Genomic DNA, 22201 nt, shown 5'->3' on the forward strand with positions numbered 1-22201 from the left:
TTTCTCGTGAGGGGGTACGTTTTTGCCTTGGCATTGCTAGTCTATTTTATCAATCTATTTATCGGTTCAAACATGCTGGCAATGCTGTTAAATGGATTATCGCTCATGCTGCTCCTTAGCGCCATGGTGGCCGCGGGCAGGTTCTATTTCATTATGACGGCAATGTTCCTGATTTGCTCGGTCGCTTTCCTAGTAATATGGGAAAAATCCTGGATAGAAATGACAAACGGTTTTTCAACCATGGTGAAGCTAATCTTGTTTATTGGCATCGTCCCGCTTATTTCATTTCCAGTGCAGGGGTATGTACCAGAAATTAAAAAAATGCTGCTAGCTTTAAATGATAAGACGTCTTCATTTAAAGTCAGTCACTATGCCTCCTTCATTTTAGCGAATATGATTAATCTTGCAGCACTCCCCATATCTAAGGTGATTTTCTTCCAGGATGGTGCAAATCGGGCCAGACAGATGTTATATGGGGAATTAACGATTCGCTCCTTTGCATTAGCGATGATGGTCACACCAATTGGAGCTGCGATCGCTGTTGCCGTCGACCTTACAGGAACGAAATGGTCCTCCGTCCTTTCGGTTAATTTTTTAATCGTTTGGCTGGGATTATTCATATCCTATGCCCTAACACGAAAGAAAAGGGAATTAATGGAATTGAGAGAACAAGAACATGAAGAAGGAAGTCTACCAGTGGAAAAGCCGAACTATGCCTTATTGGTAAGTGGGTTCCTCCCATTCGGTGCATACTTCCTTTTCTTGATTATTTCAGATGGCTCTCTTGAATTGGGAATTATGGAACTAATTCTTTTAAGTGTTCTCCCATTTACGTTTGTTTGGAGTATCCTGCAAAAAAAGACGGTTGGTTGGTGGAATGCCGTCCTGTTTCAGATTTTCCAGCAAAACCCGAAGTCATTTGGTCAATATGCGGTCATAATCAGTGCGGGGCTATTCCTACATACGATTGAGTTGACCGGCATTGATGAGAAATTTTCCGAGGTCTTACCGGGGATCGGATTAGAAAAAGCCGCATATTTTTATATTCCGGTTACTATTTTTGTCGTATTATTCTTGTCGATGCTTGGTGTCCACCAGTTTGTTGCAATGATTTTTATGGGGGAATTGATTGATCCGGAGTGGTTCGGAATAGCCCCGACTGTATATGCAAGCTCACTGCTCATTGGGTTTGCTTCAGGTATGCTTTCGAGTTCCTTTAGTGGAGCAAATATCCTGATGAGCAATCTTTTATCCGATGCATCTTCATACGAACTTGGAAAGAAGCATTATCTTTTTACTTTCATATTTATTTGTATTTCAACGGCGGTCCTGGTCGTAGTGAATACCTATGTATTTTGACTGGCGACACAATAGGAGGTTTCTATGAAAATAATGAACGGGATTATCTCGGCAATGCTTACCCCTTTTCATGAAGATCTAACAATTGATGAAACAACAACCCGGAAGCAGGTGAACCGTCTAATTAACGAAGGGATTCACGGGTTGTTCATCCTTGGAACAAACGGGGAGTTCTTTAGTTTAAGTGACGACGAGAAAGTGGAGTTCGCCAAAATTGTAGTGGATGAGGTAAAGGGAAGAATCCCTGTCTGTGCCGGAACCGGAGCCATACGTACCCAGGATGTAATCGAACTAACAAGAAGAATGGAAGAGGTCGGAGTGGATAGCGTTTCTGTGTTAACACCATATTTAATGACCATCAGCCAGAAGGAATTATATGCGCATTATAAAAAGGTGGCGAAATCAACAAACATGCCAATCTTGATTTATCATATGCCGGGTAGGGCCAATAACAACTTAGCTCCCGAAACAGTTACGGCACTGAGTAAATTGGAGAATATTGTTGGGATTAAGGATAGCACGGGAGACTTTGATCAAATCTTAAAGTATCTGTAAGCGACAGATGAGGATTTCTCCATCTACTCTGGTGCCGACCCATTAATCCTATGGACATTGATGGCAGGTGGAAAAGGGGCAATTGCCGCCACCTCCAATATGTATCCAAAGCTCGTGGTTTCGATTTATGAACATTGGAAAAATGGTGATATCGAGCAAGCGAGAGCGGCACAGGAAAAACTAAGATCAATCCACAATGCATCCAGCATGGCCAGCACCCCGGCTGTATTCAAAAAGGGCATGGAGTTACTTGGCCACCCGGTGGGGCCGACAAGAGACCCGGTGGAGAAGATTTCACGAGAAGTGGAGAATAAAGTGAAAGAGATTATGAAGGCGTACGAATAGTTGTGAAAATTGTAGCCTCGCCCGCTATAAATACAATTCAAAAAGGGGATATGATGAACATGAACAATTTATTTTCTTTTCAAACATCAAAACGTATCATAGCTGGAAATGGTTCGCTGAAACAATTCAACGAGCAGCTGCCAAGCTTAGGAAATGTGAGCAGAGCTCTAATTGTTACAAGTGGTACATTTAAAGAAAACGGTTCACTTGATTTATTTACAGGACAGCTATCCGAGGCGGGGGTCGAATTTGAATCCTTTATCGATATTCAACCAGAGCCAACGGTCGAACATATTGAAGATGTTTTTAAAAGAATGGCAGGCAAAAAATTTGATTTGCTGATTGGCTTGGGAGGGGGGAGTGTCCTTGATGCTACCAAACTTCTTTCTGTCATGAGCACGAATGACATTCCGTTAAAGGATATGGTTGGGACTGACAAGGTGAAGCAAAAGGGGATTCCTATGGTATTGATTCCAACAACATCCGGGACCGGTTCGGAAGTCACACCGAATGCAATCGTTACTTTCCCGGAAGAGGAGCTTAAAATTGGAGTGGTAAGCCGTCACTTACTGCCTGATCTTGTAATTTTAGATCCGACTCTGACATTAACATTGCCGCCACGAATCACGGCTGCCACAGGAATGGATGCATTTGTTCATTCATTTGAGTCGTTCATTTCTAATAAAGCGAACCCAATTAGTGATATGTTTGCGTTAGAATCTATGAGGCTAATCTCTCGAAGCATCATCAAAGCATATGAGGAAGGATCCGATTTGCAAGCACGCCATGACATGCTCTTAGGATCCACTTACGGTGGAATGGCTCTTACAGCCGCTGGAACAGCAGCCGTTCATGCCCTTGCGTATCCACTCGGAGGGAAGTTCAACATTCCCCATGGAGAAGCCAATTCCATGCTTTTACCGCATGTGACATTATTTAATTTGGACCATATCGAAGAACGTATGGCAATTGTAGCTCGAGAATTAGGGATGGTGGAGGGGGATACAGTTCCTGTTTCCGAAGCTGCCCAAGTTCTAATTAATAAAATTCAAGAGTGGACAGAACGTTTAAATATCCCTCAAAAACTTGAAAAATTTGGTATTAAAGAAGAGGATGTTCCTGCACTCGCAACAGCAGCTTCAAAAGTTACTCGTTTATTAAACAATAATCCCAAAAAGATGACAATTGAAGATATGGAAGCGATTTACCGCCGACTATTGAAATAACCAAGGTTTATTGGGGGATATAAAGTGCTTCCCTTGTTAGTAGAAATAGCAGGAGAGGGATTCCTGCGAAAGGTAGTGCTAAAGTGCTAAGGGGAGACCTCTCAAGTGAAAGTCGAGGATGTTTTCTAAGCGTCCATCGTAAAGCGAATATCTGAAGCGAAGAGCAACAGGAAGGTAAGCTGCCGCCCTAACTAACTTTCAGGGTAGCTAAGATAAAAAGGGAAAGGGGCAAAACATAATGAAGGTAATTGTAACATCACCCAGCTTTGGAAAGTTTCATGACCATCTAGTGGAGGATATGGAGGGAAAAGGATGCAAGGTTCTCGTCTTAATTCCATATTCAAGAGAGAAAATGCTAAAAGAAATCGTCGACGCAGATGCACTTATTGTCGGACTAGAAACAATTGATCAAGAAATTATAGACAGTGCTAAACAATTAAAGGTGATTGCCAAACATGGTGTAGGCGTTGACAATATTGACATTGTAGCAGCAAGTGAAAAAGGAATTGCCGTTACCAATGCACCGGGAACCAATAACGATGCAGTTGCCGATCTAGCATTTTGCCTTATGTTAAGTGTTGCGCGTTCCATTCCAGCAGCAAACAATCTCGTAAAGAACCAAAAATGGGGCCGTTTTGATGGAGTATCCGTCTGGGGGAAAACTTTAGGTGTTGTCGGATTAGGTGCTATTGGAAGAGGTGTCGCACAGAGAGCTTCAGGATTCAACATGAAGGTTCTCGGTTATGATATTTCGGAACCAAGTGCAGAAGATAAAGCGTTAAATATAGAACGGGTTTCATTACAGGAGCTGATAACCTCTTCAGACTATATTTCGCTTCATGTTCCACTTAATAAATACACAGAAGGCATGATTGGCGAGAAACAATTTGAAATGATGAAATCAAACGCTATTTTAATTAATACAGCTCGTGGCGGCGTCATCAATGAAAAAGCACTATACAACGCCCTGACAACCAACAAAATTCGCGGATGTGGCCTAGATGTTTTCGAACAAGAACCACCGGAAAATCACGACCTGGTCGGCCTTAGTAACCTTGTTGTCTCCCCGCACATCGGAGCCTACACTAACGAAGCCGTCCAACTAACCAGCCAAATGTCTGCAGACAACATCTACCGCCTACTCAATAATCAGCCACTAGAAAACATAATGAATCCGGTCCACGGGGACAGGTCCCTTGACTCAGCCAAAACTCATTCAAAGTAACTAGCTTTTCTTTTAAGTTAAAAAGAAGGAGTTAGCTAAAGGTTCAAAGACCAACAAAACATTGCGTAACTGCAATTGTTTTGTTGGTTTTTTTGGGGATAGCACAGAAATCCACCACAACTAGGGTATCATACAAAAAAATCTTCTATTTGCTGCATGACGTGTTATAGGAAGATTGAACACGATGAACATGTGGAAGAAGTCCCGCTTACCATTATCGATGGAAAGCCTCATATATGGGACGAGTTCTTCAAAATGCTCATGACTAATGAGGGTTTCAATTCAAAATGGAAATCAAGGATATAAACGGATTAGAGAACTGCTAAAAAATCGGAAGTGAAACACTCACCATGATACTCCCCTTTTTCCTGTTAGTATGATAAAATCTACTATAGCAATGTTAGTAAAAAGAAATAAATGGGAATAATTGAATAAGTAGCTCCTAAAATAAGCAAAGAATAGAAACAAGGATGTGTACATACAAATGAAAATCACAATCGCCGGAACAGGCTATGTTGGTCTTTCCAATGCTGTACTTTTGGCACAAAACAACGAAGTCATCGCACTTGATATTATCCAAGAAAAAGTGGACATGATTAATAATAAAAAGTCTCCGATTATCGACAGTGAAATTGAGGAATTTTTATCAACCAAAGAACTGAATCTAACCGCAACAACCGATAACCAAAAGGCTTTCCAAGATGCAGAATATGTTATCATCTCGACGCCTACCAACTATGACCCGGAAAAGAACTATTTTAATACCAGTTCCGTTGAAGCGGTTATTGAAAAAGTGTTATCCATCAATGCCAACGCGGTAATGATTATTAAATCAACTGTACCAGTAGGCTATACTGAGAATGTTCGTGAAAAGTATAACACAAAAAACATCATCTTTTCTCCAGAGTTCTTAAGAGAAGGAAAAGCCTTATATGATAATCTTTACCCATCAAGAGTCATTGTAGGGGAGCAGTCTGAAAGAGCATCAGTATTTGCTAATCTGCTAGTCGAAGGTGCAAAAAAAGAGGATATTGATGTGTTGTTCACCAATTCAACAGAAGCGGAAGCAATTAAGCTGTTTGCTAACACTTACCTTGCCATGAGAGTCGCTTTCTTCAATGAACTTGATTCATATGCAGAGGTAAAAGGTTTAGATGCCAAACAAATTATAGAGGGTGTAGGCCTTGACCCACGAATAGGCGAACATTATAATAATCCATCCTTTGGTTATGGAGGCTACTGCCTGCCAAAAGATACGAAACAGCTTCTTGCCAACTATGAAGATGTGCCAAACAGTATCATGGCAGCTATTGTAGATGCCAACCGAACAAGAAAAGAACATATAGCCGATATGATTTTAAAACGTAACCCTAAGATTGTAGGTATCTACCGTCTTACAATGAAAATGGACTCAGACAATTTCAGACAGTCTGCCATTCAAGGCGTCATGAAACGCATTAAGGCTAAAGGGGTCGAAGTAGTTGTTTACGAACCAGCGTTAAAAGAAGCAGAATTTTTTAACTCGAAAGTGGTAAATGACTTTGAAGAGTTTAAAAAGATTTCAGATGTAATTGTTGCGAACCGTTTATCTGATGATCTAAAGGATGTAGCAGATAAGGTATATACAAGAGACTTGTTTAGTAGGGATTAATAGAAGAAGCCTTGCAGAGGAATTATCCTTTGCAAGGCTTTTTGAATCTTTATCAATCTAGATTTAAATGTTCTCTCAATACTCCTGACACACGCATCCGCTCATCTTCCGGCACCTGGAAGTAATAGATTCCTTCAATGTTGGCACCTGATCCGCTAAGCTGCATGACCTCTAAATCATGTCGTGCTTCTTTATAGTTCTTCTGGATATCCATCATTTCATCTGTCACCAGATTGGTTCGAACATTGTCCCCAATAGCACCAAGAATGTTATCAAAGTTGGCCAGACCAGTGAAGGATGCTCCCTTATTAATAACCGCCTGCACCACCTGCTTCTGACGGTCTGCTCTTCCGAAGTCGCCACGAGGGTCCTGCTTCCGCATTCTCACATAGGACAAAGCCGACTCTCCATCTAATGAGATCGTCCCTTCATTAAATGTTTTGCCACTCTGTGTAAAAGCGAACGGATTATTCACCTCTACTCCTCCAACCGCATCGACAAGATCTTTAAAGCCTTCCATATTGATTTTCACATAATAGTCAATTGGAATATCTAGAAAGTTCTCGACAGTAGGGATACTCATTTCTACGCCACCAAAGGCATGAGCATGATTGATCTTATCCTGGGTACCGCGCCCGATAATCTCCGTTCTCGTATCACGCGGAATACTTACCATCTTCATTGATTCTGTCGTAGGATTCACCGTTAAAACGATCAGCGAATCTGAACGCCCCTTCTCCGTACTTCCTGTCTCTTTATCCAGTCCTATTAAAAGAACAGAAAACGGCTCCTTGTCACCAAAATTCACCTTATCTGTACGCTTTTCCGAAAACTCCCGATCAATCGGCTCGTGCATTGTACTCAAGGCTTTATTAACAGTATAAAAAGTATATCCAATAAATCCTCCGACTAATAAAAACAAGATAGCAAAGACACTAAGCGCAATCTTCTGCCATTTTTTAAGACGTTTCTTTCCTCTATCTACACGTGTCATCTAATTACTTCCTTTAATTTGAAATTTTGTCGAACCCTAGTAAATTATATATTAGAAAGACCATTATGACAATTCTTTTATGGGTCGCGGGGACAGGTCCCTTGACCCACAGTTTTTATGGAAGAAAAGATGCCCCAGTTGACTTAACTAAGGTAATTATTTAGAAAAAAACCTTCTTTGGTCATTCGTGAATTTCTCTGTTTAACATATTTGGATTTTAATGTCCACCCACTATAGTGTGTGGTTTTGGGATATATACCACTATATTAGGTCGCGGGGGCAGGTTCCTTGACCCGGATTACTAAGGTGCTAACTGACCGTAGTTTTACATAAACAAGATAAATGGTGAGGGAAAACCCCGTTTGATTATTCTAAAGTTCCTCAACATAACATAATAGGGTTTATAAGTACACCAACTATAGAGTGTAATTTAATAATTCCACCCACTATAAAGGGAGATTACCACCGATAATAATTCTTTTTTAACAGTATAGTGGTTAAATATATCAATAAAGAGGAATGGGAAGGGACTAGTGTCAATTCCCTTTTTTACTAATAGAAAAGCCCTGCAGGCAAACTCACCCCGCAAGGCCTTTCTAAAACTAAAGCCTATCCATTTCTACCAATTTTTTTATCTTCTGAATCGCCCCTCGTCGCCATGATTTTACCGCAGAGGTGGAAGTTTTGTATTCCTTAGCGAGATCCTCGAGCTTTTTACCGTAACAGATATAGCCAACCAACCAGATTTTCTGGTACTCTGTTAAATTTTCCATATAATACTCGAGTTCTCGGAGTTGATCCTCTATCGTAATCGTTGTATCAGGAAGAGATTCCTCGAGCCCCTCTTTCCAGGAAAGGTGAGTTTGTTGGTGTCTTCTTTCCTTATTTAGCACATTCAGCAGTTTCCCTCTGATGGATGTATAAGCGAAGGAGGTGAAACTGCCTTTTTCATCCTCAAACTTTTCCCACGCATGCCAAAGTGCAATGGTTGCTTCGTGGTAATAGTATTCGTGATCATAGTAGATATGAAGAGAACGGATAATTTTGTGAATCATTGGCTCATATTGTGCTAGGACTTCACCATATTCATTTTTCTCGCAATTCACTGGGTATATCCTTTTGAGAAAGTGCACTTTCCTTGTATTCCGCGGTAAGGTAAATGTATAACGAACCACGAGGGAAGTCTTGTTGGTGAATGGACTATACAATGGTATGAAGGGAGAGAATTTGAATGGTACTCTCTGGGGAGGATTGTATTTAAAGGGTTTGGGGGTGATGTGAATGGGAGGTTTGGTGGGTTTTGGGGACAGGTCCCTTGACCCAATTGCGAGAATGCTCGCTCATCCTTTTTTAAACCTAATAAACAAAGCCGTCTAGAACAAATGATTCGTTCCAGACGGCTTTGTTTGTGTAATTGGATAACTCCTTAGCTACATAGGCAATAGCACCAAACAGATAAACGTTAACCTGGGACAATGTACCTGTCCCCATGTCCCATTAGTTCCGGGGTGTGATAAACATTTGTGTCCAGTATTGTCGGTAGCCTTTGTTTCCGTTGTGATGTCCAACGCCGATATGGGTGAAGTCTGTTTTTAGTATGTTAGCACGGTGGCCAGGGCTATTCATCCAGCCGTTCATCACACTTGCTGCGTCGGTCTGACCTGCAGCGATGTTTTCTCCAGCTAATCGGTAAAGAATGCCGTGGGCCGTCATCATTTCAAAAGGAGAACCAAAAATAGGCGAAGTGTGGGAAAAATATTGATTGTCGTGCATATCCTTCGACTTTATTCTGGCAACTTCTGATAGTTGCACGTGGAGTCTTAATGCGCGAATCCCTTGTTTTTCGCGTTCTTTATTAACATTCATAAAAACGTCCCATTCGTTTTTGGTGACTTTTTCTACATTTCCATCCACAAGTGTCAGCATGGAAAGCTCGTATGCGGCCTGCGCCGATATAGCATTTTCCCCGCCAAAAGGAATTAACGTGTTAAAACCCAATGTATTAACTGTCTTTCGAACACTGCTAGGAACATCAGTGGTGTTTGTTAAAACAATGGAAGAGTTTTGTTTTGCAGCTAACACAGAGCCAGCCAAGGCATCTGCAAACTGTCTGCCTGTTGCAACATAAGCAGCTTTGTTTGGCATTGGTAGCTTCGTCATGATTTCATGTGCTGTCTCATAGCGATCTTTTCCGTGATAACGAGTCGCCTTCGGTAATTTACGGGCTACCTCTAGACTGACGGCATTTTCTCCCCCAACAATAATTGTGCTGGTACGATTAACTAAAGCATTCACTGTTTCGGAAGCCAACTTTGATTGGTTTGTTAGTAAAATAGGAATACCATTTCTTGCTGCGTAAGGTGCTACCGCTAATGCATCTGGAAAATTGGTCCCATTAGCCACGATCGCTTTCGTTGAAGGAAGTCGTTTGGCAATTAGTGCAGCCGTGTCGTATCTGTTTTCCCCCGCTATGCGATCGACAGTGACTCCTAAATTCTTTAATGAATCTTCGACGCTCTTTGAAACTGCTGCCGTTCCCCCGAGAATAATTACCTTCTTGACGCCAAGGTGCTGAAGTTCCTTTTTCGTAGCTGCATGTAAGCTAGTCTGTGGAGTTAAAAGAATCGGTGCATTATAATGGTACGCAAGAGGGCCACCAGCCAAGGCATCTGGAAAGCTATCTCCTCTGGCTATTACCACAGTTTCAGAACTTGCCCAGCCAGCCTGTGAAATTTCCACAGCTGTACTATAACGATTGTCTCCTGAAATTCTCTCTGCGGCCTGTACATCATGCCCAATTATAAAGCTCGCAAAAAGAATAGAAAGAAGCAAAACAGAAATTTTATATGATCTGATCATGCTTAACAACTCCTGTGTGTTTTAATTTTAATGTAATCTATTTTCTATTCTATCAAACTCCCAAGAAGTCTGAATGGGACTTAGGGTACGGGTACATAGACCTTCTATTTAAATTCCTTTATATAACACTTTGTCATTGGGAAGAATAGTGCAACGAGAGAATCATTTTATTATTTTAGATTTCTAAGAAAGAAGTAGCGTAGCAGAAATCACTCATTCCAGCTTTAATTTTATTCCCAAAACATTCACTACGTATTTTCACAGAAGTTTAAAGAATTCTAATCATAGTCTATAGTAAAAAGCTAGATACCGTTAAAGCTAGAGGGGGAAGAACATGACTACTTTTATTATGGAAGGTGTTACCGTATATGAGGAAACGGAAGTAATCAAGAACGGGTATGTTCTTGTCAAGGATGGCATCATTGATAGAGTTGGGTGGATGAAGGATTTAGCGGATTTAGCAGAAGAAAGCTATCCACGCTACAATTTTTCATCACAGCCAAACTTCTCACTGGTTCCCGGCTTTATCGATATACATATTCATGGAGCAGGTGGGGCAGATATGATGGACAGTACACCAGATGCATTAAGGAAAATGACATCTATCTTGCCACAGGAAGGTATTACAAGCTTACTTGCAACAACCATCACACAAGAAGAGAAGGAGATTTCTAATAGTCTTGCAAATGTTGTTAAATTCATGAAGAGTCAGCCAAGATTAGGAGAGGCAGAAATTCTTGGTGTTCATTTGGAAGGACCTTTCATTTCTCCTAAAAAAGCTGGAGCACAGCCGGTTTCTCATATACAACATCCTTCTCAAAAACTGTTTGAACGATGGCAGACAATAGCTGATGGAAACATAAAAGTTGTTACGATGGCCCCGGAAGAGCAAGGTGGACTTGAATTTATTAAGCATGCAGTCTCGCAAGGGGTGGTTGTTTCCATCGGGCATTCTGATGCGACATTTGAAACGGTGGAACAAGCTGTCACATTAGGCGCCTCTCACGTCACCCACCTTTATAATCAAATGCGAGGGCTTCACCACCGTGAACCTGGGGTAGTCGGAGCAGCCCTTAGCATAAACGATATATATGTGGAAATTATATGTGACGGGATACATGTCCACCCGCAAGTCGTAAAAGCTACATATAATGCTAAAGGTTCGGAAAAAATGATCTTAATTACTGACAGCATGAGAGCTAAATGGCTGGAGGATGGCAACTATGATCTAGGTGGCCAAGAAGTTACTGTGACAAGTAATACGGCATTACTTAAGGATGGAACATTAGCAGGAAGTGTGCTGAAAATGGATGAAGCTTTACGAAACTTTTTGGATTTCACAGGTGCATCGCTTCTTGAGGGAATAAAAGTGGCTTCTGAAAATCCGGCAAAACGACTCGGGGTTTTCAATAGAAAAGGAAGTATCCGGGTTGGCAAAGATGCCGATTTTATTATTCTTGATAATAAAAATGAAGTGACGATGACATTTTGTCGTGGAGAGCTATCCTACCAAAAGGGAGGCCACTGAAAAACTGAAAACATATAGTTTTTGTGGCTTCTAGCTGTGGATTGGAGCAAATGGCGTAGACTCCAGCGGGGGTGTAGCGACAAACTTGAGACCCCGCAGGGCATAGCCCGAGTAGGCTCAAGGTCGCTCCGCGGAAAGCGAAGCCATTTGCGGAAAGTAACAGCGGTGTTAACCCAAACCTAAAATTATGTACTTTTTCAATGGCCTCACCAAAAGGAGGGAGGAGAATCTTGTTAATCATCGAAAACCAAAACTACGAAGCGATGAGCAAAAAAGCAGCAGAACATATTATTGAAAGAGTGAAGCAAAATCCCTTCCTTAATCTTGGTCTTGCCACTGGTGGGACTCCTCAAAGAATGTATGAATATTTAGTGGAGGATTATCGTAAGAACGGTTCGGACTATCAGAATGTTAAATGCTACAACCTCGATGAGTATGTTGGTGTTTCTAAAGATAATAAGAATAGCTATTATCATTACATGAAGAAAAACCTTTATGGACATATAAATATAAAAGAGGAGAACACCTTTATCCCAAATGGCATGGCCAAATGCTTGGAGCACGAATGTAGGGAATATGAGGAAAAGTTAACTCTAAGCGGAGGGATTGACCTTCAAATACTAGGAATTGGTGAAAATGGTCATATCGGCTTTAACGAACCAGGGACACCATTCAATGCTTCAACCCATATCGTCCAATTGGACAGCTCTACTCGAAAAGCAAATTCCCGTTATTTTTCCACAGTGGAGGAAGTTCCAACACATGCGATCACAATGGGCCTTCACTCAATTATGAAAAGCAAGGAAATTCTCCTTTTAGTTTCAGGAGAAAACAAAGCAGAAGCATTTAAGCAACTTACTAGTGGAAAAATTACAACTGACTTTCCAGCTTCCATTCTGCAGAACCATAAAAATGTTAAGGTGATGGAATGTTTAGGTTTAAATGAGTAGTTAGGTTATTTCTTTTTGTGAATTGAACAATTTGATGATGGGGGAAAGCTCCTATAAAAAATAAACAAGTGTATATAAGCAACCTGCTGAGTTGGTATAAAGGCTTTTATAGGTTTATACAATTACTTGGTGGGTTTTTTTATACAGGATAATTGCCATTAAAATCCAATGGATTATGCTATAATTATACTGTTATAGAGAGCACCTATTTACATAACCAAAATAGGGTTACAAAGGGGGAGAACACATGGGAGTTTGGATCAGGAGAATCATAATTATAGTCTGCCTTTTGGCTTTGGTGCCTAATTTGATAAGTCTTGCAACTTCACCATTCGATTCGGTGTTACCTGATGAAGTGAAGCGGCAAATCAAGAGTGGGGATGCAAAGGCGGTTAAACTAAACGAAGAAATTTCTTTTGGACAGGATACGATACACTTGCAGCAGCTAGTCTTCTTGGAGGATGAAACGGTGCTGCAATTCAAGGTGAGAAAAAAAGAGCAAGGATGGAGCTTTCCTGATGGGGCACTTAAAATAGTAGATTCAGAGGGAGAAACTTTGACGATGAGAGGTGGAGGAAGCAGCGGGACGCCTGGTGGCTCCGACAATCTAAATTATTACGAAAAGTTACCTTGGGATACCAATGAAATTACCATCAGCATCGAGTGGTACGACCGATCCTATGAAGAAGTTATTTCTTTGCAAAAGGAGGGTAACTAGATGAAACAAGGGAAAAAGAGGGCGGTAGTGGAATGGTCCGTAGCAATTGTTTTGCTGCTCACAGTCATCACTCAATCTCCTTACGTACAGTATTATACTCTGTCCCCCTTAGCCGCTCATGAAAAATCAGAAAGAACATTTCATTACGGCCCATCGGAAGTAGAGGAAGAAATAGATTTAGAGAAAGTAAGAGTTTACTTGGGGCATTACAAAGGCTGGTTTTCCGCTAATACGGTTATAAGACATAACATGCTTTTCTGGGCGCCAGGGAGTCAAGTTGGTGGACAGGAAATAGAAGAAGACGAAGATATTAGCTATTCTTGGAGCGGTTCTAGTATAACTAAAGACACTTATTTAACAATGTTCTATGGAATTGTGTCAAACCCTGAGATAAAAGAAGTAATCCTGGAAATGCATAATGAGGAACCCCTTACCTATCCTTTAAAGGATCATCAGATGTTTATTTTTCATTGGTACGAAGAGGATTTTCGGCAAGATTGGGTATCATTGCAAGGGATGGATGCAGACGGGAAAGTGGTGTATGAGCAAAAACTCCGATGATGAGAACAGACCTGGGAGGGCTTCTCCTTTTCCGCCATACAATAGGAGCAATACAAAAAGTACCAGCCCTTATTGCTGGTACTTTTCCATTTATAACACTTTCCCAAGAAACGCCTTCGTCCGCTCGTGCTTCGGGTTACCAAACAGCTCGCTTGGTACATCCTCTTCCACAATGAAGCCGCCGTCCATGAAGATTACGCGGTCTCCCACTTCACGGGCAAAGCCCATTTCATGGGTCACCACGACCATGGTCATTCCTTCTCTGGCAAGATCCTTCATTACTTCGAGCACCTCTCCGATCATTTCCGGATCAAGGGCGGAGGTAGGTTCATCGAACAGCATGACCTTTGGTTCCATCGCGAGTGCTCTAGCGATGGCGACACGCTGCTTTTGGCCTCCGGATAATTCTCCAGGATAGCCATTCGCTTTTTCTGCAAGACCTACTTTCTCTAGCAGTGCCATTGCTGTTTTCTTCGCAGCTTCCTTATCGATGCTTTTTGCTTTCATCGGTGCCAGTATAATATTTTCGAGCACAGTCTTGTGAGGGAACAGGTTGAAGTGCTGAAACACCATGCCGACTTCCTGGCGAATTTTATTGATATTAATCTTGGGATCCGTAATATCATTGCCATTAACAATGACCGTTCCACCGGTGATGTCTTCGAGTCGATTCAAGCATCTCAGAAATGTACTTTTACCTGATCCGGAAGGGCCGACGACACAGACCACTTCCTGTTCCTGAACGACCGTATTGATATCCTTTAACACTTCGAGATCTCCAAAGGACTTTTTTAGATTCTTAACTTCAATAACACTCATCGCTGTTCATATCTCCTCTCTAGGTAATTTCCAAGCTGGGTCAGAAGATAAATAAGAATAAAATACATCACTGCAACGGTGCTCCATATTTTAAAAGCTTCATAGGTGGCAGAGACGACAACCTGACCTCTTTGAGTTAGTTCGGCAATCCCGATAACGGAAAGAAGGGAAGTATCCTTTAAGCTAATGATTGCCTGGTTTACAAACGTTGGCAGCATTCTTCTTAACGCTTGAGGCAACACGATGTAGCGCATCGTCTGGGTACTGTTAAGGCCGAGCGTTCTCGCTGCCTCTGTCTGCCCTTTGTCAATCGATTGAATTCCAGCACGGATAATCTCTGCAATATAGGCACCAGCATTAATGCTGACCCCAACGATACCGGCAGTGACCGGCTCCAAGGAGACAAACGAAAGTGAATTTAAACCAAAATAGATAAAGAACAGCTGAACCAGGAATGGCGTTCCCCGTACAATGTTAATAAACCAAATCGCAATCCATCGAAGAGGTGCAATTGGTGACAGGCGGAAAAGCGCGGTGATCAGTCCTATGATAAATCCAAAAAATAAACCAATGAAGGTTATGTAAAAAGTAAGTTTTAGCCCTGTCCATAACAGCGGGAGGGATTCTATAATCACATCCATATTCTTTTCTCCTTTCCACCACATGTTATTCTAAATTAAAAAAGACAGCGCGCATCAAGAGCGCGCTGAGAAGTTTGCTTTATTTATTCACCATCAAGATAACGGTCTAAGATTTCATCATATTCTCCGCTGTCTCGAAGTTTCTGAAGACCATCGTTGATTTTTTGAAGTAGTTCCGCGTGTTCACCCTTTTTCACGGCAATCCCGTATTGGTCACCGTTCAGGCGATCTCCCACTGTTTTTAAACCAAGCTCTCTCGTTTTGATTGCATAGGCAATTACAGGATAGTCCTCAATTAGTACGTCAGAGTTCCCGTTTGCAACTTCCTGGAACATCGAAGGACTGTCGTTAAATTGTCGAACTTCCTTGATTCCATATTCTTCTTTAAACTCTTCCGCTTTATCTGCGCCTGTTGTACCATTTTTAACGGCTACTACTTTGCCCTCTAAATCTTCTAAACTGGTAATATCATTATTATCTTCGGACACAACCAGTGTTAAACCAGCATCAAAATAAGGATCTGAAAAGTCCACTTTCTCTTTTCGATCATCTGTAATACTCATTCCGGCAATCGCTACATCAAGCTGATCAGCCTGAAGAGCAGGTATGATTCCACCGAAGTCCATTGGCTTCAACTCAATTTCGAAACCTTCTTCTTCAGCAATGGCACGAATTAAGTCAATATCAATTCCTTTGTATTCACCGTCCTCTTCAAATTCGAAAGGAGGATAAGTCGTATCTGTTCCAATCGTATATGTATCGCCGCCTTCACCAGAACCGCTACCTTCACTTCCACATGCAGCAAGAACCAACATTACTGCCATCAATATACTTAATAAACCTAACTTCTTCATCAAACCCCTCCAATTATTAATTGATTATTCTGCACCTTTACGATATTACAAAATATTACAAAGGACTGCAAAAGATATGCCTTCCATAAAAATGGGATAAAATCACCCCTTATCTATGCATATTCCCTTATATACCCAAAATACCAATAAATAAAACAAGTGGGTCGCGGGGACAGGTCCCTTGACCCAAAAAGATTATGGGGACAAGTGCAGTCTCCTATAAATGAGTGAAACTGGAAAATTAAACTATATTATTAAGTGGTTATTAGTATAATTAAAATAAGAAACGGTCTTCGGAACAGGTACACTGACCTTGCCTGCTAGGGGTGGGTCAGAGTACCTGTCCCCAAAACCCATACAAAACCCATAAGGCGGTGACGGAAAATGGGATTGTTTTTCCAAAAAAAGAAAAAGAAAAAAAGCTCAAAACTGGTGTACTTAATAAGGATCATCCTAACTTGTATCATGATATTTTTGTTAGTACTGGGGGTACTTCCAGATTCGAATTTCTCTTTCTTTTTCGGGGTATTTTTTATGGTAGCAGGGATAGGTTCGATAGTTGAAGGAATCGAAAGTTATTTTCAAAAAGAAGACAAAAATATCTATTTTATTGATGTCACAATGGCGGGTGTTTACTTTTTTTTATCATTTACATTTTTGAATTAGCTTCCACTTACTATTTTGCGATATTTATTACACAAAGCGAAATGATGTTGATCTGAATAACACCTTAATAAAAGTTAATTTTAAAGGATTTATGTCAAGTTTCAATCAAACGTTTGTTTGAAAAACTACTTTAAATTACTTTCTTACTATTATACACATCTGCCAAAAAACAGTTGAGAAGGTCCAACCGAACCATTTTTCCAACTATCCTTTCATATGTTAAATTAAATGCAGTGGTAGTATCTACAGGCTTTTCCTACTAAGGCAGTGGAATTGAAAGCGACATTGATGCTGGAGAACTACTCTGTCTGGCGCAATATCATTGTGCCGAGCGATACGACATTTCCCAAGCTACATAAAATTCTTCAAGAAGTCTTTACTTGGCAAAATAGCCACCTGCACGATTTCACAATCTTCCCAAGCAGTACAAACGGTAAAGTTGTATCCATTACCCAAAATATTCCGATCGTGACCCTTGTATGCCATGAGGAGGCCTTTAATTATCAAGGGAATGTACCAATGCAAATGGAAACAGGCCGGAAGTTGTCTGAATATCTACTATCCAAGTTTGTCTACAATTACGATTTTGGAGATGATTGGCAGCACAAAATTGAGGTGGAAAGCCTGATAGAAGACTACATTCCCAATTATCCTACCTGCTTGAGCGGCGAAGGAAACGCTCCGCCTGAAGTTGTCGGCGGAGAACCAGGTTATGAGCACTTCCTAGAAACCATATTGGACAAAGAAAATCCCGACCGTGAACACATGTTGAGCTGGGGAAGATCGCAAGGATATGAGGAGTTTGATTTAGAAAAAACCAATCGTAGTCTGAGAAAATTATAGTGGATTGTAAGGACAAGGTCCCTTGACTGGGTCAAGGGACCAGTCCCCATGACCCTAGCTTATCACACCAGATTCCGAAATTTTCACTTTGGCTTTAACCTTAATCGGAATTGTGGGGTACTGGTCTTTCCATTTGTCATTATCCCATTTTCTTGTGCGGTGTTTGATTTGAAAGCCGACGCCCAGAGGGTCGATGTTCAAATCTTGAAACATGCGAATCATTTTTTCTGCCCTTTTCTTAATATCTTCCTCCATCTGTTTTTCCACTTTCCGCTTTAGCTCCTTTGTTAATTTTTCACCCATGTACTCCTGGATGATGGCTTCGGTTTTTACAGTGATTGTGATGGTGGGATCTTTATCAATGTTTTTAATGCTATAGCTTCTTTTCGAACCAATATGAAAAACGGAGGCGGACTCCCCATGGTCGTCTAGTTTAACAGAGAAGGACGCGTCGGAAGCTTTTCTCTCGTTTAATAGCATAAAGATGAAATTATCTTCGCCTTTCAAATAATCGATGTATTGATCTCCTTTAAAAAGAGCAACCCCTAAGATGTTCACTTCTTTATCATCAAGTTTTAAGTAAGGTAAAATTGGATCCCTCCCTTCCTCCAGGTAGGCCTTTGTGAAGAGATGTAAATTTGTCTTCGGGAGGATGCCGCTTTCGATATTGTGCTCGATTAGGTCTGATAAAAACATCCCGTTATCGCTTTCGCCATACTGAGTCTGCAAATCTTTTTTTAGGTTTCCTTCTGTAACAGCAAGAAACATTTTAGCCCCCGTAGCAGGATCACGCCGGAAAGTATCAATAATATCGTAAATCCCTTTTTCAGCCAGTTCCGCACTGTACAAAACAACTTCAATTTTCCCACTAACTAAGGGTTTGGGTGACTTTCTATTAATTTTTTCCCTTAGAACCTTACTGAGCTCAGCAGAGGAAGTATAGGTTTTGTTTTCCACTGTAAGATCAGGTTTATAAATGGGGAAAACTGCAGTAGCAACTAAGGTTTCCTCATTATCCCCTAGTTCATATCCTGCGGCGGTTACCAATTGAACGTCATCAATAATCTTTTGATTTAAACAACCAGATAAGAAAAAAAGGAAAGAAAACAAAACTAGATTTATGCGTTTATTCATTCTTTTTTCCTCCTGATCTTCGTGATAATGAGGTATAGCAGAAACAAAATTGGAATGTAGACAAATTCAGAATAAAAGCCCATTTTCGTTGTCCAACTGCTAAGAAATGTGATGTGTTCTCTTTCTCTGAAAAAATATCCAGACAAAAAGGTGAGCACGAGTATCCCAATAATCGCATGCTTCTGCTTCATATTGAAAATTTTCTTCATCCCACGTGAAGCAGCCCAAAATGCTAAACAAACATTAGGTAAAATGATGAGTGCCCAGGATGCAATCCCGATGTATTCAAACCGTTCCACCACAGGCATCTCTACTATTTTCCATAACGTTAATGTTGCCCATTTCTGATTGGTTAATTGTTCCTCACTGAAATAGCTTAAAGAAATCACAATTATTAATAGGTAGGAAAATAAGGTTAACAATGCTCCGCCATGTGCCCACTTTTGCGATTTTTTTGCTTCTTTTATAAAAGGATAGTAAAGCAGCAGCGTAGAAAACCCTAGGTAACTAAGCGTCATTTCTTGGGAAGCTGCCGCAATATCTGTTAAAGAGTGATTCCAAACCGGTAGCAAAGAAAGGAAATCGGAATATGGGATGGGGAACAGGAATGTTAAGATTAAATAAGAGGGAATCACGACGCCTAGGAAGCAAATACCTGCAACCGTTCGAAACCCGCCAAAAACAGTGTAGAGAATAAGCACCCCAAAAAAGATCATCATTAAAAACACACTCAACTCCGGAAACATCCAAACCCGTATCACTTCGAAGTAGGAGTATAAAATAGTAATGCCGACGAAGGAAAAGTAAATAACCCATATAAGGTTAAAAAAGTTACCGATCCACTTTCCGAACATAAATTTGTGAATATCGATAAGGTCCATTTTAGCGCGATTTAATAACTGGTAGCTAATCCAGATGATAAGATGGACACCAATTCCTGCAACAACCACCGCGATCCAAGAGTCATTTCCGGCCTTTGTGACGACCGATCGCTGAAAACCTAAAATCCCCACACCGACCTGGACGGAGTGGAAAAGAAAAAACACAAAATAGGGAGATACTTGAAGAATTTCATCTACTTCCTTTTTCATAACTAACCATCCTATGTATAGAACTCGTCAATGTCTTTTTGTTTCTTTTTCTTATCCTTCTTTTTTGCAAATCTTACTGTCTCTTCTGCCTGAACTTCCACTGGTCTTTTATTTTGAAGAGTAAAGGGTAGGCGAATGATGGCATCTGTCATATCTGCTAGCCTTAACGGATAGAGTGGTTCTAAAAACGGCCTGCCTAAGGAAGTAAGTCTTAGTAAGTGTATGAGTAAAAAGCAAAAGCATAGAGTTACACCAAGCAATCCGAGAAAATGAGCAGAAATTAAGAAGGGGAACCGGATTAATCGGATCGTATTGCCCATCTGGTAGACCGGAGTCGTAAACGAAGCCAAAGCTGAAAGAGCAACGATAATCAGTAATACATTACTAGTTAGCCCTGCCTCAACAGATGCCGTCCCAATTACTATCCCGCCAACGATACCGATCGTTTGACCTACTTTTGTAGGCAACCGGGCCCCAGCCTCACGCAGCAACTCAATAGCTAACTCTAAAATAATCGCTTCTAATATAGGTGGTAAAGGAATGGCACTTCTCGAAGTTACTAGAGTACTCACTAAATCTTTTGGAATCAGTTCATAATGATAGGTTAGTACAGCCACATAAATGGGAGTGACTAAGATGGAAAAAATAACAGCGAACAAGCGCACCACTCGGAAGAAAGAAGCAATAATCCAATTTAGAAAATAATCCTCAAACGCCGAGAAAAACTCAAAAAGCGTGGTTGGTCCAATTAACCCATGCGGTGCGCCGTCCACGAGAATAACCACCTTTCCTTCCGCCAACACGGAGGCCACTCGATCGGGTCTTTCTGTGTCGATGAATTGTGGGAAAGGCGAGTTATTGTTATCCTGGATTAATTGAGTAATATAGGAACTATCATTAATCTGATCAAAGGAAATATCGTTGATTCTCTGAATGACGGTGTGAACATTTTCGCTATTTGCAATATCCGTCAGGTAGAGAACAGCCACCCTTGTCTTTGATAAGTTTCCAACAGTGTATTCTTTCACCTCTAACTGTGGTACCGGCAGTCTTTTCCGTACTAGATTTAAATTTACATCCAATGACTCCACGAAAGCTTCTTTTGGACCAACTACACTAAACTCTACCTCAGGTAAGGAGACGGTCCTTCCCTTTTTTGCAATCGCTGGTAATAAGGCGAGTTTGGTATTTTCTTTTTTTAACTGAACCGCAACATAACCTCGTAATAAATAATCTTGAATCTCGCTGCTATCATCTGTCACTTTAATATCATCAATCGGTAACTTTAATGCTACCTCCTCAATCGTACCTATTTCTTCTTTATTAAAATATGGTAGAAGATCCTTTTGCACAATATCTCGATCCACCAATGAGCTAAAATAATACAGATGGAAAGGAGTTTTTTCCTCCGCATAAAAGGAATCCACAAAATCATCGGACTTTCTCCACTGTTTTAACTGCAAATCAATGGGGATTTCCTTAACTGCCTGTGTATCTTCAGTATCTGTGTCCTGTTCTGTCTCAAGCTCTTTCTCTTTCCCTTCAGAGCTTGGGATTAACTTTCTCACTTTCCTTCTCTTCATATGCTCACCTAATTTATGTAATAGAATAGATATGATGGTTAGTATTCCAGGAAAAACCGGGAATATACAGGTGGGTCGCGGGGACAGGTCCCTCGACCCACCCTGTTGGTGTTTAGCAGCTATAGAGAACAGAAGGTATGGAATGTGGTAGAATAAATGAAGAGTTTTTGGATTTTAGGGACAGATCCCTTGACCCAAAGGGATGGTAAATGTGCATCAGGGGGGAACAAGCGAAAAGATACTCCGCAAGTGAATCTCTTGTTATAGTAAATAATGAAAAGCTGTTAGAATGAACGGAAAATGTTACTGTCCTGTTATAGCTGGTTCTTTAACGGAGCGTGTGGGTTTCTTAAGGAGTGGCACCTAGAAAGTATGTCTCTTTTTTACTCTCCTGTTGAGTTGATCAGATAAGATATTTAAGAGGGTGTCAGAATTTATCCTTATCCTTTATTGACCGATAATAATACATATAATGAACATCCTCACGATAGGTCCAGGTATAAAGATGGCGGGACGGGTTCAAGGGGTGGGAGAACAGAGTTTTGTCTCATCTGGAGATAATGTGTGGAGTGTTTTAACACGCTTGGAAGGCAGGGAGC

At 40.9% G+C, this 22201-nt stretch carries 19 protein-coding genes and 1 pseudogene; 11 read left to right on the forward strand and 9 right to left on the reverse strand.

Annotation, left to right across the window (positions count from 1 at the left end; translation table 11 throughout):
- Positions 1-27: 27 nt before the first annotated feature.
- From K9B36_RS06445 to K9B36_RS06465, 6 genes and pseudogenes are all read left to right on the forward strand, one after another.
- Entirely contained in the window at positions 28-1359 is a 1332-nt protein-coding gene (locus K9B36_RS06445) for a hypothetical protein (protein ID WP_223701201.1), read from the forward strand.
- A gap of 33 nt (positions 1360-1392) precedes the next feature.
- Positions 1393-2259, forward strand: a pseudogene (dapA, locus tag K9B36_RS06450) (4-hydroxy-tetrahydrodipicolinate synthase).
- Between the two features lie 59 nt (positions 2260-2318).
- Complete coding sequence (locus K9B36_RS06455) at positions 2319-3485, forward strand: iron-containing alcohol dehydrogenase (RefSeq protein ID WP_223701202.1); 1167 nt, start codon at positions 2319-2321, stop codon at positions 3483-3485.
- Positions 3486-3723: 238 nt separating this feature from the next.
- A complete protein-coding gene (locus K9B36_RS06460) occupies positions 3724-4710 on the forward strand; it encodes a phosphoglycerate dehydrogenase (protein WP_223701203.1) in 987 nt (328 codons plus the stop codon).
- A 156-nt stretch (positions 4711-4866) separates the two neighbouring features.
- Entirely contained in the window at positions 4867-5016 is a 150-nt protein-coding gene (locus K9B36_RS17085) for a DUF7713 domain-containing protein (protein ID WP_451923550.1), read from the forward strand.
- Between the two features lie 178 nt (positions 5017-5194).
- Positions 5195-6361 (forward strand): nucleotide sugar dehydrogenase, encoded by a 1167-nt coding sequence (locus K9B36_RS06465; protein ID WP_223701204.1) that lies wholly within the window; start codon positions 5195-5197, stop codon positions 6359-6361.
- Between the two features lie 52 nt (positions 6362-6413).
- Here the strand turns inward: K9B36_RS06465 and K9B36_RS06470 are convergent, their stop codons facing one another.
- From K9B36_RS06470 to K9B36_RS06480, 3 genes are all read right to left on the reverse strand, one after another.
- Positions 6414-7355: an LCP family glycopolymer transferase gene (locus K9B36_RS06470; protein WP_223701205.1), complete on the reverse strand. Its 942-nt coding sequence runs from the start codon at positions 7353-7355 to the stop codon at positions 6414-6416.
- A gap of 602 nt (positions 7356-7957) precedes the next feature.
- The gene (locus K9B36_RS06475) at positions 7958-8461 is read right to left on the reverse strand and encodes a sigma-70 family RNA polymerase sigma factor (protein ID WP_223701206.1); all 504 of its coding nucleotides are present in this window, start codon (positions 8459-8461) and stop codon (positions 7958-7960) included.
- Between the two features lie 391 nt (positions 8462-8852).
- Positions 8853-10214: a cell wall-binding repeat-containing protein gene (locus K9B36_RS06480; RefSeq protein ID WP_223701207.1), complete on the reverse strand. Its 1362-nt coding sequence runs from the start codon at positions 10212-10214 to the stop codon at positions 8853-8855.
- Between the two features lie 334 nt (positions 10215-10548).
- Here K9B36_RS06480 and nagA point away from each other — a divergent pair, with 334 nt between their 5' ends.
- The 4 genes from nagA (at position 10549) to K9B36_RS06500 (ending at position 13971) form a co-directional block, all read left to right on the forward strand.
- Positions 10549-11742, forward strand: a complete 1194-nt coding sequence (gene nagA / locus K9B36_RS06485) for an N-acetylglucosamine-6-phosphate deacetylase (RefSeq protein ID WP_223701208.1) — start codon at positions 10549-10551, stop codon at positions 11740-11742.
- Between the two features lie 230 nt (positions 11743-11972).
- Positions 11973-12692, forward strand: coding sequence for a glucosamine-6-phosphate deaminase (nagB, locus tag K9B36_RS06490; RefSeq protein ID WP_223701209.1), 720 nt, complete (start codon positions 11973-11975; stop codon positions 12690-12692).
- A gap of 247 nt (positions 12693-12939) precedes the next feature.
- Positions 12940-13410 carry a DUF5643 domain-containing protein gene (locus tag K9B36_RS06495; RefSeq protein ID WP_223701210.1) on the forward strand — a complete coding sequence of 157 codons (471 nt, stop codon included), beginning with the start codon at positions 12940-12942 and terminating at the stop codon, positions 13408-13410.
- Complete coding sequence (locus K9B36_RS06500) at positions 13411-13971, forward strand: hypothetical protein (RefSeq protein WP_223701211.1); 561 nt, start codon at positions 13411-13413, stop codon at positions 13969-13971.
- Between the two features lie 90 nt (positions 13972-14061).
- On the opposite strand, the gene K9B36_RS06505 is transcribed toward K9B36_RS06500, so the two are convergent.
- The 3 genes from K9B36_RS06505 to K9B36_RS06515 all read right to left on the reverse strand — a co-directional run bounded on the left by K9B36_RS06505 (position 14062) and on the right by K9B36_RS06515 (position 16285).
- Entirely contained in the window at positions 14062-14790 is a 729-nt protein-coding gene (locus K9B36_RS06505) for an amino acid ABC transporter ATP-binding protein (RefSeq protein ID WP_223701212.1), read from the reverse strand.
- Positions 14787-15431, reverse strand: a complete 645-nt coding sequence (locus K9B36_RS06510; protein WP_223701213.1) for an amino acid ABC transporter permease — start codon at positions 15429-15431, stop codon at positions 14787-14789. Before K9B36_RS06510 ends, K9B36_RS06505 begins: the two co-directional genes overlap by 4 nt.
- A gap of 83 nt (positions 15432-15514) precedes the next feature.
- Positions 15515-16285, reverse strand: a complete 771-nt coding sequence (locus K9B36_RS06515; RefSeq protein ID WP_223701214.1) for a transporter substrate-binding domain-containing protein — start codon at positions 16283-16285, stop codon at positions 15515-15517.
- 939 nt (positions 16286-17224) lie between these two features.
- Between K9B36_RS06515 and K9B36_RS06520 the strand changes: the two genes are divergently transcribed.
- Positions 17225-17794 (forward strand): plasmid pRiA4b ORF-3 family protein, encoded by a 570-nt coding sequence (locus K9B36_RS06520; protein ID WP_263399288.1) that lies wholly within the window; start codon positions 17225-17227, stop codon positions 17792-17794.
- A gap of 54 nt (positions 17795-17848) precedes the next feature.
- Here K9B36_RS06520 and K9B36_RS06525 read toward each other — a convergent pair whose 3' ends face one another.
- The 3 genes from K9B36_RS06525 to K9B36_RS06535 are packed head-to-tail and all read right to left on the reverse strand — an operon-like array spanning position 17849 to position 21494.
- Positions 17849-18928: a Ger(x)C family spore germination protein gene (locus K9B36_RS06525; protein WP_223701216.1), complete on the reverse strand. Its 1080-nt coding sequence runs from the start codon at positions 18926-18928 to the stop codon at positions 17849-17851.
- Positions 18925-20019: a GerAB/ArcD/ProY family transporter gene (locus tag K9B36_RS06530; RefSeq protein WP_223701217.1), complete on the reverse strand. Its 1095-nt coding sequence runs from the start codon at positions 20017-20019 to the stop codon at positions 18925-18927. The genes K9B36_RS06525 and K9B36_RS06530 overlap by 4 nt, the downstream gene beginning before the upstream one ends.
- Before the next feature lie 11 nt (positions 20020-20030).
- Entirely contained in the window at positions 20031-21494 is a 1464-nt protein-coding gene (locus K9B36_RS06535; protein WP_317889866.1) for a spore germination protein, read from the reverse strand.
- Between the last annotated feature and the right edge of the window lie 707 nt (positions 21495-22201).

This window comes from Sutcliffiella deserti (genome assembly GCF_020037475.1).
GTDB classification, from domain to species: Bacteria; Bacillota; Bacilli; order Bacillales; family Bacillaceae_I; genus Sutcliffiella_A; species Sutcliffiella_A deserti.

Bases quoted from the DNA above. Each gene is read 5' to 3' on its own strand.
- nagA (WP_223701208.1), top strand. From the start codon at position 10,549: ATGACTACTTTTATTATGGAAGGTGTTACCGTATATGAGGAAACGGAA.
- K9B36_RS06500 (WP_223701211.1), top strand. From the start codon at position 13,411: ATGAAACAAGGGAAAAAGAGGGCGGTAGTGGAATGGTCCGTAGCAATT.
- K9B36_RS06505 (WP_223701212.1), bottom strand. From the start codon at position 14,790: ATGAGTGTTATTGAAGTTAAGAATCTAAAAAAGTCCTTTGGAGATCTC.
- K9B36_RS17085 (WP_451923550.1), top strand. From the start codon at position 4,867: ATGACGTGTTATAGGAAGATTGAACACGATGAACATGTGGAAGAAGTC.
- K9B36_RS06530 (WP_223701217.1), bottom strand. From the start codon at position 20,019: ATGAAAAAGGAAGTAGATGAAATTCTTCAAGTATCTCCCTATTTTGTG.
- K9B36_RS06480 (WP_223701207.1), bottom strand. From the start codon at position 10,214: ATGATCAGATCATATAAAATTTCTGTTTTGCTTCTTTCTATTCTTTTT.
- K9B36_RS06495 (WP_223701210.1), top strand. From the start codon at position 12,940: ATGGGAGTTTGGATCAGGAGAATCATAATTATAGTCTGCCTTTTGGCT.
- K9B36_RS06465 (WP_223701204.1), top strand. From the start codon at position 5,195: ATGAAAATCACAATCGCCGGAACAGGCTATGTTGGTCTTTCCAATGCT.
- K9B36_RS06525 (WP_223701216.1), bottom strand. From the start codon at position 18,928: ATGAATAAACGCATAAATCTAGTTTTGTTTTCTTTCCTTTTTTTCTTA.
- K9B36_RS06510 (WP_223701213.1), bottom strand. From the start codon at position 15,431: ATGGATGTGATTATAGAATCCCTCCCGCTGTTATGGACAGGGCTAAAA.
- K9B36_RS06515 (WP_223701214.1), bottom strand. From the start codon at position 16,285: ATGAAGAAGTTAGGTTTATTAAGTATATTGATGGCAGTAATGTTGGTT.
- K9B36_RS06470 (WP_223701205.1), bottom strand. From the start codon at position 7,355: ATGACACGTGTAGATAGAGGAAAGAAACGTCTTAAAAAATGGCAGAAG.
- K9B36_RS06455 (WP_223701202.1), top strand. From the start codon at position 2,319: ATGAACAATTTATTTTCTTTTCAAACATCAAAACGTATCATAGCTGGA.
- K9B36_RS06460 (WP_223701203.1), top strand. From the start codon at position 3,724: ATGAAGGTAATTGTAACATCACCCAGCTTTGGAAAGTTTCATGACCAT.